The organism is Veillonella sp. (genome assembly GCF_018381775.1).
In the GTDB taxonomy this organism is placed as follows: Bacteria; Bacillota; Negativicutes; order Veillonellales; family Veillonellaceae; genus Veillonella.
In genome coordinates, this window is the sequence record NZ_JAGZRH010000001.1 from 169575 (window position 1) to 182305 (window position 12731).

Sequence of the window (12731 nt, forward strand, 5' to 3'; positions counted from 1 at the left end):
TTTAATATTATTTATTTAAGGATATACATAACCTAAAATAGGTTCTGCTGTTTTTATTTTGGTTACTTCTACATATGGTTGAGCACGACCGTGGAAGTCTCGTGTAGATACTTTGCCTTCGATAGAAACCCATTGTTCATTAGCTAAACTATCACCATCTGGTTTATAGGCGGTCATGCCAATGGGTGCTACGTCAGCGATACAACAAGACATAGCCATACGAGAAATAGTAAATTCATTAGATTTTAGAGTGTTATCATCGCGGTTTACATAGCCTGTCATATATACAGTGTAGTCCTTGTATTGATCTACATTAGAGCCGACCTTTACAATGGTTTGATAGAAGTTATCGGAGTTTAGTACGATTTCTTTTTTCTCTTTAGAAATGCCAGGCTCTTTGCTTTCACTGTTAACAGTAATTACCTCACCTATAGCATCATTTGTAAAATCAAAATTGTTCGTATCATCATTAACTCGTGCCGCGCCGTGAACACCAGTATTAGGAACTAGGACAGGCGGAACAATGAGCAAAACTACGGGGATAATAATAGGCACGATAGAACGTAAATTGTGCTTGTAATAGCGGGATGGAGCCCAAATGATAGTTGCTAATCCACCTAATATGAGAGCTATGCTACTGATGCCGAGCAGTAGCTCATATCGGGGTGCAATATAGTTCAAATAACGGCCCGTCAGAATTAGGTATACACAGCAGATACCCAAGATTAGATAGAGAGCGCCTTTCACGATGGAAAAGCGATCTTTAAGTCCTAATTTCATAGAATCATCTCCTTTTATATTCATTAAGAACTGAAATTGTAATAATTAAAAATTAGCCTACAAAGAATTGAAAACCTAAGGCAGCTATATAAGACATGACTGCAATAGTTATACCGAGACGAAGTATAAATGAAGTTGGCATATATTGTTTTAAAATATATACATTTTTAATATCGAGCATTGGTCCTAAGATGAGGAAGCCCATAACTGAGCTTATAGGAAATAGGGTGCTCAAGGATTTGCCTATAATAGCATCTGATGTAGAACAGATTGAGAAGAAGAAAGCTAATACTAGCAAGATTGGAATAGCCCACATGATAGGTAATGTAATACCCGCATTGATGAGCCAAGGTTTTCCATATACTTGGACTACTGATAAAACAGAGGCTGCCATGGAGAAATAGAATAAGAGTTGGGAAAACTCTTTTTCCATATGAATTAACAATCTTTTTTTGTTGATGTATTTACTCTTAGATGACTCTATTAAAATCTCTTCATAGCTGAGGTTCTGAGTAGTTTTAGCTTTTATTAGTGCCTTAGAAGGTGGATAGAATCGGAACGATAATGATACCAATAAAGCCACGCCAAGACCGAGGACGATACGCCATACAGAAATCATGGGATCATCTGGAAAGGCATACCAAGTGGAGAGAATGGTAATAGGATTGATGATGGGGCTGGCGAGCATAAATAGGAGGGCCACAGATAATGGTACTCCTCTATCTGTGAGTGCTTTAAATAATGGAATAATAGCACAGTCACATACAGGTAAGGCTAGTCCACTAACCATGGCGGCACCATAGCTTTTCCAAGAATAATCGCCTAATAGTTTTAGTAGTACGCTCTGTGGTACAAAATAGCGTATAACGGTTGACCCAATAGTTCCTAATAAAAGGAATGGAATCGCTTCGATAATCAGCCCCGTAATGATGGCAAAGCATTGATGAATAGAGTAAGGAATGTCATGACGGAACGCGGTAACTAAAAGTATGTAGGCGGTAATGCCGATAACTAATAGATTTGGTATGAGGCCCCACGTAGAATTGCGACATAATTGCTCTATCTTTTCTGGCGTTGGAGCCGTTACAATCTTGGCCTCTCTATTATAGGTTTGTAATAAGGCATGGTGTGTATCGGTCTCCGTGATGATGCAATCTGCACTGTATAATTGGCTTGTTACATCATTACCTAAACCAGGCAACATCGATGCGACGAATTGATCCGTACAAAGGTATAATACCTTTTCAATTTGCAACATGTGACGCAGCTTATCACTGTATAGCAGGGTTTCTAGGTGGTGAAAGCTGACCATACCATTCCATTCAATCCATATTTCTTTGGGATTTGTCTTATTGATATAGGTTGCGATTTCGTCTGCTATAGAACTATAGGTGTCAGGTTGATTAGGTGTGATTGCACTGAGTTTATCAGGGCTAAGTTGTAAAGCATCTTTAATAAGTGATACAGAGCCTTGTTCGGCACTGATACATGCTGTGCCGCCCAGCTTTTTACGGTATTGTAATTGTTCATTTATGAATGTACTTTTACCAGAACCGATAAATCCGGTAACGATATAAACAGGTATCATGATTGACACACTTCGTTATGTACCATTGGCACATTAAAATCAGTACCAATAACGACTAAGCTGTAGTCAGTGGATTCGCTAGGTACTAGGGAGCAGTAATGAGTACCGTATTGCAACTCATGGGGACCTTCGGTGGTCGGTACAATACCTTTAGCACGAAGCACACTGTCTGGCATACCTTCTAAAATCGTTTTCCACTGTAATAGAGTGAGTGTACGCAAGTCTTTAAAGGTATGACTCATAAATAGATGCTCATCATGTAATGAATTGTCATCATGACAGTGATAGAGGCGTTTAATATAGTCTCGTAAGGAAATGGTATCCCATGACTCTTCGTGAATAGGTGTGTTGGGAGCTAAGTCGTGAATCATGCGCTTTGTAATACTTGTCTGTTGAACATCTTCGGTGTGACTTAAGAAGATAGCGTCACTGTTTGTGATTTGATCTTTAAAGAATAAACCAAAGTTTTTGATAAACATAGGTGCTTGCATAGCATCCACCGTTGTTACTGAGGCGTGAATATAGGCGGATTTCGCAATGTCTTCATCTTCACATGTATGGATGATTTCACTCAATTTGCTGACCCCAGATGGTTCGATATAGATAATATCTACATCATAATTTTGAAGAATATCGAGTAATGCTTGTTGGAAATTTCCTTGTAAGCTGCAGCAAATACAACCAGACGTTACTTCACGAATAGTAGCACCTGTTTTAGCCAGATTTGCTGCATCAAGACTAGTTTCGCCAAAATCATTTTCTATAATTAAAACCTTGTCTGTAGGTTTATGTTCTTTTAGTATATGTTGTAAAAATGTTGTTTTTCCCGAACCTAGAAATCCGGATATGATAATAATAGGAATCATATGTGCCTCCTGAGTAAGATAAACACAGTATACACCTATAGGATAACACAGAAAATACATCCTAGGGTATATGCATAGTTATGAGAGTTCTATTATTCTTAAAATTCTCTTTAAATATATGGATTATATACATTATATGAGTATATTAACAGATGTATTTAATATTCATAATTAATTGTGAAAAACGTAGGAATTATCAATTTCTCCATATATGAATGAATACTCTTGTTTGAATATATATTAATTTTATATTTTTTTGAAAAACATAAAAAATCCCTCCTATAGAAGGTTCAGTCGGGAAGAGTTGACTGAAGCCCTCATAGGAGGGGGGAAGAGAATTCGTTATATAAATCTCTAATTAGATTACTTTTAGTATACCAAATTATATATAAAGTATGTAGTTATTATTTAAAATTTTGTATGTTTATTGTAATTTTATTGTAACTTAGCTAACAATGCTTTGAGGTATACATACACGTTTTCAACGGATGGTAAATGAACGCGTTCCATTGGTGTATGTGGACTTACGATAGTAGGGCCAAAGCTAATCATTTGGGTGTTTGGTAATACGCCTTTCAACAAGCCGCATTCAAGACCTGCATGAATAGCGTTTACATTAGCTGGTGTATCAAACATTTCGTTATGTAAGGAAATAGCTTGTTCTTCAAGTTTGGAGCCTTTATCGTATTCCCATGCAGGATAACCACCAGTACGCTCTGCAGATACACCTAGTGTTTTCGCAAGTAATATCATTTTCTTAGCCAAGAATTCAAGACTGTTGCTATTGGAGCTACGAATGGAAATGAGTATTTCAATAGTATGTTCGTTTTCTCGTACGATAGCGATGTTGTTAGAAGTTTCTACAAGATTTGGGATAGATTTGCTTACAGAATGAACACCATCTTGTGCAAGATAGATGTAAGTAATAAGAGCTTCTGTTGTGTCATCTGCATATACTACATCAGGAGTAGCGACATCTTCTACAACAAATTTAAGACCTGGATCTTGGATACCATATTCATGGAGATATTGCTTTTCTTGGTAGGCAATTAATGTTTTAATGGCCGCTACATCTTCAGCGCGTACGGATAATACAGCAACTGCTTTAGAAGGAATGGCATTATGTTTTACGCCACCTTCAAAGGATGCTAAGCATACAGGATATTGTTGTTGAATATCATAGAGTACACGTGTTAATACTTGGTTAGCATTAGCACGTTGTTCGCAGATCTCAATACCGGAATGACCACCTTTAAGGCCTGTTACGGTAAAAGATAAGCCTGCATCATAACCAGGTTGGTTGTTTTCGCGCAATAATGGAATGTTTACGTGAACATGGCAACCGCCAGCACAGCTAACAGTGAAGTCGTGCTCTACCTCTGTATCGAGGTTGAGTAAGTAATCGCCACTTACTTGGCCTTCTTTAATGGCGAAAGCGCCATCCATGCCAGTTTCTTCATTTGTGGTGAACAATAATTGCATAGGTCCATGTTGTTGACTATCATCTTCGAGGATGGCAAGCATCATGGCACCACCCATACCGTTGTCCGCACCTAGTGTAGTGTGGTCTGCGTGCATCCATTCACCTTCGATGATGTTTGCAATAGGATCCTTGGAGAAGTCATGATTGGAGTCATGATCTCGTACACAAACCATATCAATATGGCCTTGTAAGATGATAGAAGGTCGGTTTTCATAACCTGGAGACGCTGGCTTTTTGATGACTACATTAAATTGATCGTCTTGATGAACCTCAAGCCCCAAATTTTTAGCAAAGTTTACGATATAATCGCTGATGCCTTTTTCGTTTCCTGATTCACGAGGAATTTGGCTCATTTCTTTAAATATTTCTAATACGCGTTTTGCTTGAACGATTGATTCCATAATGGTTCCTTTCATTCTCATGTAAATAATAGATATATATGTTGATTGATTATACGGAATACTTAGTGTTTTTATTAGTATCTGAATTTGTAATACCAATAAAAGAGTTTATTCCAGTAATAACTTTCACCGACACATATATGGAATATATAAATAGTTAGTATATATATAGTTATATCACAAGAATGATTATTAGGATAGTTTATGGAAGCTGTAGTATATGTATGTACTGGCTATATAGGAATAATAATGTATAATGAGGATATACGATTAACGATTGATTAACTCCATTAGATTTTAGAAGGTTGGTGAACCGATGCAACACGACAGTCGCAATATTAGTATGCTCATGGATTTTTATGAGATGACCATGGCACACGGCTATTTTACACAACATGAAAATATGGATCGAGTCGCTTTTGATGTGTTCTTTAGACGCAATCCAGATAAGGGTGGCTTTGCCATTTTTGGTGGTCTTGAACAAATCGTTGAGTACATTTTAAATCTACACTTTGATGAAAGTGATATCGATTTTTTACGGAATCAAGGGATCTTTAGTGAGGAATTTCTAAACTATCTTAAAGATTTCTCCTTTACTGGTGATGTATATGCGTTCCCAGAAGGTTCTATTATTTATCCAAATGAACCAGTTATAACCATCGTAGCCCCTCTCATAGACGCACAAATCGTAGAAACTGCAGTGCTAACTATGATGAACCATCAGTCCCTTATCGCTACAAAGGCTAATCGCATCGTTCGTGCTGCGGATGGGCGTGTAGTAGCCGACTTTGGAGCTCGTCGAGCTCATAATGTGGATGCCGCTGTATATGGTGCGAGAGCAGCCTACATTGGTGGGGTACAGTCTACGGCAACTGTTTTAGCGGGCCAACAATTTGGTATTCCTGTGAGTGGTACCATGGCTCATAGTTGGGTTATGTATCATGATTCTGAATACGAAGCTTTCAAAGCTTATGCTGAAGTGTATCCGGACGGGGCTGTATTCCTTGTTGATACCTATGATGTATTAAACTCTGGGGTTCCTAATGCTATTAAAGTAGCTAAAGAGGTATTGGAACCTATGGGAAAACGATTAAAAGGTATACGCCTTGATTCTGGTGACCTTGCTTACTTAGCTAAAAAAGCTCGTCGTATGCTTGACAAGGCAGGCTTAGAAGATTGCAAAATTATGGCTTCCAATAGTCTTGATGAATATACAATAACCTCTTTATTGGGACAGGGTGGTCCTATTGATATCTTTGGTGTAGGTGAAAGACTGATTACCTCTAAGAGCGATCCTGTATTTGGGGCCGTATACAAGATTGCTGGTGTTGAAAAGAATGGTGTGTGGGAGCCTCGCATCAAGATTTCTGAATCTGTTGAAAAGATTACGAACCCAGGTTTTAAAAAGGTGTATCGCGTATACAATGATAAAGGGCGTGCCATTGCAGATTTATTAACATTGTTAGAAGAGGTACCAGATACGACAGAACCATATCGTTATATCGATCCAGAACAACCATGGCGTGAATTGTACTTTGAAAATTGCACCTTTAAAGAGATGAAACAACTCATTATTAAAGATGGCAAGCTTATCGTAAAATTGCCGACACTAGAAGAGCTTCGTCAATACGTTAAAGACCAACTAGACCGCGAAATTTGGTTAGAAGAACAGCGCTTTGAAAATCCACATCGTCATTACCTTGATATGAGTCCAGGATACTATCAAATGAAAATGGATTTATTAAATCGTATTTTCCGGAAGAAATAGGAGGGCTTATGTTAGACAATCCAGAAGTAACAAAAGAGGCTCTCGTTCAATGGATTCGAGATTACTTTAGTCAAAATGGACCTAGCTGTAGCGCCGTAGTAGGTATTTCAGGTGGTAAGGATTCCACAATTGTAGCTGCTTTATGTAAAGAAGCGCTTGGGGCAGAACGCGTAGTAGGTGTTCTTATGCCGAATGGAATTCAGACTGATATCGATGATGCCAAGGCTGTAGTAGCACATTTGGGGATTCCACATATCATAGTGAATATTGGAACTGCCTATGAAGCTTTGACGAACGCTATCATTCAAGGTGAAGGTTATAAAGCAGTTACTGGTAGAACTGATATATCCAAGGATGCAGGAATTAATACACCACCGCGTCTTCGCATGACAACGCTATATGCAGTAGGGCAAAATTTGCTAAATGGCGCACGTGTAGCTAATACATGTAATGGATCTGAAGATTATGTAGGGTATTCTACAAAATATGGCGATAGTGCTGGAGATTTTAGTCCTCTTGCCAATCTTGTCGTAGAAGAGGTGCGCCAAATAGGTCGATTACTTGATATTCCAAAATATCTTGTAGATAAGACGCCTAGTGATGGACTCAGCGGTCTATCTGATGAGGATAAATTAGGATTTACCTATGCTGTATTAGATCGATATATTAGAACTGGAGAGATAGAAAATCCTGAAACGAAAGAACGTATTGATTATTTGAATCGTATTAATAAGCATAAATTAGAATTGATGCCGTCCTTTCACCCACAATGTTGAGAGAGGACTTGTTTTAGCTAGTCTAATTCATGCTAATGTTGATTAACCAAAGATTTACTATTTCTTATGTATTTTATGATGGAGGTAATATGGAGACAAAAATTGCGTTGATTGGTACGGGTGGTACAATTGCTGGACAAGGCGCATCCGATACAGATTTGACGGGCTATACTGCAGGTGTACTAGGCCTCGATGAAATTTTAGACTCCGTACCAGGCACAGAACCATATGGTCCATATACATATACTCAGTTTAGTAATATTGAAAGTTCTGATATTACTGTCCGGCATTGGTTGGATTTATCTAAGTTAGTACAAGAATTAGTAAATCAAGAGGATATAGGCGGTGTTGTTATTACTCATGGAACAGATAGCATGGAGGAGACAGCTTATTTTCTTAATCTTACTGTTCATACAGATAAACCTATCGTTATTACTGGCTCGATGAGACCTGCTGGGGCAATCAGTGCAGATGGTCCTATTAATTTATTACAAGCGATTCAAGTGGCGAGAACGCCTGAGTCTGTAGGTAAAGGTGTACTTGTTGTTCTAAATGGCTATATTGATGGAGCACGCGATGTTTCTAAGCGGAATACAACGAATGTAGCAACCTTCGATAGTCCATTAGTAGGTCATCTTGGCATTGTACAAGAGGGAGTGGCTCATTATTATAAAGCCTCTACTCGTCGTCATACGAAAGAATCTATCTTTGATGTACATGATTTAAAAGAATTGCCTCGTGTAGTCATTTTGACTTGCTATGGTGGAATGGATGACATGGTACCGATGAGTGTAGTTGCCACTAATCCTGATGGGCTCATCTTGACGGGGTTAGGGCATGGTACAATTCCTCAAAATGTACGTCAAATAACACAAAATACAGCATTCCCAACTGTACGCGCCTCTCGTACAGGGAGTGGCATGGTGTCTGCCGTACCACAAGATGCACTAGCAGGCTATCTCGTAAGTGATACATTAAGTCCACAAAAAGCTCGCATCCTATTGATGCTTGGTCTTACAAAAACTAAAAATCTTAAAAAGTTACAACAGTTCTTCTATGAATATTAATTAGAAAATAAAAAAAGATTTGAGAAAAACTCTCAAATCTTAATTTGATATTCATTTTCAAGTATTATACTATGTGTAACAGTTTTATATACAATGAACCGCACATCCCGATTGCCTAGGATGTGCGGTTTTATTTGTATATTACATAATGATGGTATTAGAACTATTAAAAGTATTGCTTACTCAGCGCCAATGGCGTTTGATAGAGCTCTTTGTACGCCTACATAAACTGCTTTAGCTAATGTGTCTCCAAATAGGGAGAAGGAGCCGGCGTCCGTTAACACATCACCATTTGTATCGATGGTGAGAATAACGCCATCTGTGGAGGTCCCTGTAGCAGAAGTCTTGCGTTCTTTTGTAATTGCTTCAGGAATATCTTCGTTGCTAAATGGATAGAGGCGTACACTTTCAACACCCCAATCTTGGAGGGCTGCAGTTTTAGCCTCCGTAATAGTCATGATGGCTTTCACCATGGCACTATCTGTTAATGCCTTGTTTGTAAAGACAAGAATGTTAATGGTGCCAGGTACTATGAAACTACCATCTCGCTCCTCGTAGCAATAGCCTGTGCCTGCACGATGGGCCGTTTTTTCGTACCCTGCTGTAACGATAGTCTCTACGATAGTATCTTTCTCCTCGACCTTGGCGTAGGCGTGGAGTGTCATTGTTGCAGAGGTAAGAAGTGCAGTACTGAAATGGACTGGCGTATCGATTTGTTCGAACTCTTGGGCTAAATAGTTGGCTACAGAGCCACCTGGTAAATCGCGTTCTGTTTCGATTTGGTATGTTAATTGTTGGTTGCGCACGGCCAGTGTGTGGTGATAGCCACCGTTTAATTGTCCGCTAGACAGGGAATAGTGAATATCATCAAAGTGCACTGTAACGGAATGTAACTCCTTTGTTATATAACCGCCTGTAGTAAGCTCTTGCGGTGCTTCGTATGGATTGTTGAACATGTAAGTCTCCCTAGATTTAGATTGTTATATATTTAATATAACGATATAATAGCTTTACCGTATCGTTGTAAAATATATTTATTAAATTATAGCATATATGTTTATGATGACTATATTTATAGATGTGCTTAATCATATAGATAGTTTTATTTTTGGAGGTCTAACATGGACAATATTTTTTATACTGCTTCAGAAATATTGTTTAAAGATGCTAATGTATTAATTCATATTCGAGACTGGTTCTTTTCACAAGCGGGCAATATATTATTAGCTATTATTACATTTTGGGTAGGGCGTTATGCTATTAAATGGGCGAAAACTTTTGCTGTACGTATTATGACTAAGGCCTCTTACGACTCAGCAGCCATGAGCTTTATCACTCAGATTATTAATTATGCCTTACTTGTAGGGTTAATATTGATTTGCCTAAATGAACTTGGTGTTCCTACCACATCCTTTATAGCTGCCTTTGGTGCCTTTGGTTTAGGTATTGGTTTGGCTTTACAAAACAACCTTTCTAACTTGGCTTCTGGTTTATTAATTCTTATATTTAAGCCTTTTAGAGCAGGTCATGTTATTCAAGTTGGAGATACTATAGGTAGTGTTAAGTCTATTCAATTTATGTATACTATTATCACTACTAAAGATCAAAGAAATGTGTATATACCAAATTCGATCCTTACATCTCAAACCGTAACTAATATAGCGTATGCAACTGAACGGGTTATTCCGTTTATGTTTGATATTGGTTATAACAATGATCATCACGAAGCAATTAAAATCTTAAAGAAGATTTTTGCTAATGATAAACGGGTTCTTAATCCTAAAAATATAGAAATTGGTATTGCTGAATTTGGCGATAACTCTGTACGTATTGCTGCTTATGCTCACGTAAAGTCGAAGGACTTCTTAGATGTGCAATATAGCATTATGTCCGATGTAAAGGATGCATTCGATAAGTATGGTATTGATATTCCATATCCTCAACGTGTGGTGTATATTCAAAATGTAGATAACTCTACTGGTGAAATCAAAGGTACTAAGAAAAAAGCAACAGGAACGAATGTTGCCATCGATGATAGTCCAGAAAGTTAAGTGTAATGTAGAAAGTGGGATATATGATATCTTTAACAACTAATTTGTTTATGATGTGGAAACGAATTGTTTTCTTGATAGCTTTTATAGGTTTAGTATTACTAGGATCTAGTATTTCCTATGCGGCATATATTGCACCGCCATCTACAGTTGGTGAAGCCGTTGTCCTCATCGATGCGGATACAAAAGAAATCCTATTTGCAAAGAATCCTGATAAGTGGATGCATCCTGCGAGCACTACGAAAATGGTTACATTGCTAACAGCTCTAGAACTCAAAGGTACACAACTTGATGAACTGGCGACTATTAGTAGTTATGCCACTAGTATGGAGGAATCCAATCTGGGGGTTCGCGTTGGCGATCAAATTACCTTGGAAGGCGTTCTTGAAGGCATGATGGTTGCTAGCGGTAATGATGCGGCCGTTGTCGTAGCAGAAAATGTAAGTGGCTCTGTAGAGAACTTTGCAAAGGACATGAATCGCGTTGCTGCAAAAGCAGGGGCAAAAAATAGTGTATTTTTAAATCCTCATGGTTTGACACAAATGGGTCATCACTCTACGGCTCGTGACTTGGCGATGATTGCAGCGTATGGTATGAAATACCAAATGTTCCGTGATAAAGTAGCCAATGATTATTATAAGGTGCCTTATCAAAACCGTACGCCAGAAACAATTCGCACTACAAACCATTTCATTCGCAATAAATATCCTGGTGCTAATGGTTTAAAAACTGGCTTTACGAATGCTGCAGGGGAATGCTTGATTGCATCGGCTACCCGTAATGGTCATACTATGATTGTAGTTATGCTTAACGATGATAACCGTTGGGATGAAGCAGTACAATTCCTTGATTACGGTTTTAAACTTCGTGGAGTTATTTAGGGGAACTATTGTGTAATGGGGGATATATGAGTTCATTCTTTGCCTTTTTAAAACGCATGCGCTTTATCAATCGATGGAGCCTCATGCGTAATACAGAAATTGAAAATATTCAAGAACATAGCCTTGAAGTGGCTATGGTAGCTCACAATTTAGCAGCTCTCAAAAATGAATACTTTGGTGGTAATGTGGACATTAATAAGGTAGCGGTCATTGCCATGTATCATGAGGTGAGTGAAATCTTTACAGGCGACATGCCAACACCGATTAAATATTTTGATCCAAAACTTCGTGAACTGTACGGTGAAGTTGAAACATTAGCACAAGAGAAAATGTTATCTACCTTGCCAGAACGATTACAAGCTGTTTATAAGCCTTTCATAGTAGATGCAGAGGGTAATCCTGAGTGGCCTATCGTTAAGGCAGCAGATACAATTTCGGCCTATATGAAATGTGTAAACGAACTCAAGGCAGGGAACGATGAGTTTAAAGAAGCACATGACTCTATTTTGGCTAAACTGAAAGCACTCAACATGCCAGAGGTAGATATGTTCCTTGAGACTTATATGCCTGCTCTTGGTAAAAGCTTAGATGAGCTAAATTATTACGAAATCAAATAATGATTAAAAAAGAGACGACGGATGGTCGTCTCTTTTTATTCTGCAAAAATACCAAATCTCCTACGTATGTGACTATTAGTGGCATATCAATTAATCATTATACTTCGTAATTTCTTGTATTTATACTTTAGTGTAGGAGGTAGTTAGATGTTGTTCTGCTCATCTCTCTCGTTCGAGGAGGTGAGACTATGAGTGATTTTGAAATATTGTCCCTAGTGGTAAGCATCATCAGCTTATTATTCACTTGTGGCGCATTCGTAGTGCTTATTTGCCGTAAAAACGAAAAATAGCCATAACATCTTAATAGACGTCACAGCCATTTTACATCTCAAATAAAGTTTTAGAGATGAGCTGGACGTTCCTAGGCATCTAGCTATCTCTGTTATATTATTATAAGTTTTTGCTAAACAGATGTCAAAGCCTGTAAAGCTTACAAAGATATTATAAAGCATA

At 38.1% G+C, this 12731-nt stretch carries 11 protein-coding genes; 6 read left to right on the forward strand and 5 right to left on the reverse strand.

Annotated features, from left to right (window positions below; translation table 11 throughout):
- Positions 1–15: 15 nt before the first annotated feature.
- The 4 genes from KH109_RS00780 to KH109_RS00795 all read right to left on the reverse strand — a co-directional run bounded on the left by KH109_RS00780 (position 16) and on the right by KH109_RS00795 (position 5118).
- On the reverse strand, positions 16–780 hold the full coding sequence (locus tag KH109_RS00780) for a TIGR03943 family protein (protein WP_295214718.1): 765 nt from the start codon (positions 778–780) through the stop codon (positions 16–18).
- A 52-nt stretch (positions 781–832) separates the two neighbouring features.
- Entirely contained in the window at positions 833–2368 is a 1536-nt protein-coding gene (locus KH109_RS00785; RefSeq protein ID WP_295214721.1) for a permease, read from the reverse strand.
- Positions 2365–3234, reverse strand: a complete 870-nt coding sequence (locus KH109_RS00790; RefSeq protein ID WP_295214724.1) for a GTP-binding protein — start codon at positions 3232–3234, stop codon at positions 2365–2367. The genes KH109_RS00785 and KH109_RS00790 overlap by 4 nt, the downstream gene beginning before the upstream one ends.
- A 435-nt stretch (positions 3235–3669) precedes the next feature.
- Positions 3670–5118, reverse strand: a complete 1449-nt coding sequence (locus KH109_RS00795; protein WP_295214727.1) for an aminoacyl-histidine dipeptidase — start codon at positions 5116–5118, stop codon at positions 3670–3672.
- Positions 5119–5434: 316 nt separating this feature from the next.
- On the opposite strand from KH109_RS00795, the gene KH109_RS00800 reads away from it, so the two are divergent.
- The 3 genes from KH109_RS00800 to KH109_RS00810 all read left to right on the forward strand — a co-directional run bounded on the left by KH109_RS00800 (position 5435) and on the right by KH109_RS00810 (position 8729).
- Entirely contained in the window at positions 5435–6886 is a 1452-nt protein-coding gene (locus KH109_RS00800) for a nicotinate phosphoribosyltransferase (RefSeq protein WP_295214730.1), read from the forward strand.
- An 8-nt stretch (positions 6887–6894) separates the two neighbouring features.
- Complete coding sequence (gene nadE / locus KH109_RS00805; RefSeq protein WP_295214733.1) at positions 6895–7662, forward strand: NAD(+) synthase; 768 nt, start codon at positions 6895–6897, stop codon at positions 7660–7662.
- A gap of 89 nt (positions 7663–7751) precedes the next feature.
- Complete coding sequence (locus KH109_RS00810) at positions 7752–8729, forward strand: asparaginase (protein WP_295214736.1); 978 nt, start codon at positions 7752–7754, stop codon at positions 8727–8729.
- 179 nt (positions 8730–8908) lie between these two features.
- Here the strand turns inward: KH109_RS00810 and KH109_RS00815 are convergent, their stop codons facing one another.
- Complete coding sequence (locus KH109_RS00815; protein ID WP_295214739.1) at positions 8909–9685, reverse strand: adenosylcobinamide amidohydrolase; 777 nt, start codon at positions 9683–9685, stop codon at positions 8909–8911.
- Between the two features lie 165 nt (positions 9686–9850).
- Here KH109_RS00815 and KH109_RS00820 point away from each other — a divergent pair, with 165 nt between their 5' ends.
- From KH109_RS00820 to yfbR, 3 genes are read left to right on the forward strand one after another with little or no spacing between them, the layout of a single operon-like run.
- Positions 9851–10780, forward strand: a complete 930-nt coding sequence (locus KH109_RS00820) for a mechanosensitive ion channel family protein (RefSeq protein ID WP_295214742.1) — start codon at positions 9851–9853, stop codon at positions 10778–10780.
- 23 nt (positions 10781–10803) lie between these two features.
- Positions 10804–11661: a D-alanyl-D-alanine carboxypeptidase family protein gene (locus KH109_RS00825; RefSeq protein ID WP_295214745.1), complete on the forward strand. Its 858-nt coding sequence runs from the start codon at positions 10804–10806 to the stop codon at positions 11659–11661.
- A gap of 26 nt (positions 11662–11687) precedes the next feature.
- Positions 11688–12278 (forward strand): 5'-deoxynucleotidase, encoded by a 591-nt coding sequence (yfbR, locus tag KH109_RS00830; protein ID WP_024065764.1) that lies wholly within the window; start codon positions 11688–11690, stop codon positions 12276–12278.
- The last annotated feature ends 453 nt before the right edge of the window (positions 12279–12731 follow it).

Coding starts and splice junctions, on each gene's coding strand:
- KH109_RS00780 (WP_295214718.1), bottom strand. CDS start 780: ATGAAATTAGGACTTAAAGATCGCTTTTCCATCGTGAAAGGCGCTCTC.
- KH109_RS00785 (WP_295214721.1), bottom strand. CDS start 2,368: ATGATACCTGTTTATATCGTTACCGGATTTATCGGTTCTGGTAAAAGT.
- KH109_RS00790 (WP_295214724.1), bottom strand. CDS start 3,234: ATGATTCCTATTATTATCATATCCGGATTTCTAGGTTCGGGAAAAACA.
- KH109_RS00795 (WP_295214727.1), bottom strand. CDS start 5,118: ATGGAATCAATCGTTCAAGCAAAACGCGTATTAGAAATATTTAAAGAA.
- KH109_RS00800 (WP_295214730.1), top strand. CDS start 5,435: ATGCAACACGACAGTCGCAATATTAGTATGCTCATGGATTTTTATGAG.
- nadE (WP_295214733.1), top strand. CDS start 6,895: ATGTTAGACAATCCAGAAGTAACAAAAGAGGCTCTCGTTCAATGGATT.
- KH109_RS00810 (WP_295214736.1), top strand. CDS start 7,752: ATGGAGACAAAAATTGCGTTGATTGGTACGGGTGGTACAATTGCTGGA.
- KH109_RS00815 (WP_295214739.1), bottom strand. CDS start 9,685: ATGTTCAACAATCCATACGAAGCACCGCAAGAGCTTACTACAGGCGGT.
- KH109_RS00820 (WP_295214742.1), top strand. CDS start 9,851: ATGGACAATATTTTTTATACTGCTTCAGAAATATTGTTTAAAGATGCT.
- KH109_RS00825 (WP_295214745.1), top strand. CDS start 10,804: ATGATATCTTTAACAACTAATTTGTTTATGATGTGGAAACGAATTGTT.
- yfbR (WP_024065764.1), top strand. CDS start 11,688: ATGAGTTCATTCTTTGCCTTTTTAAAACGCATGCGCTTTATCAATCGA.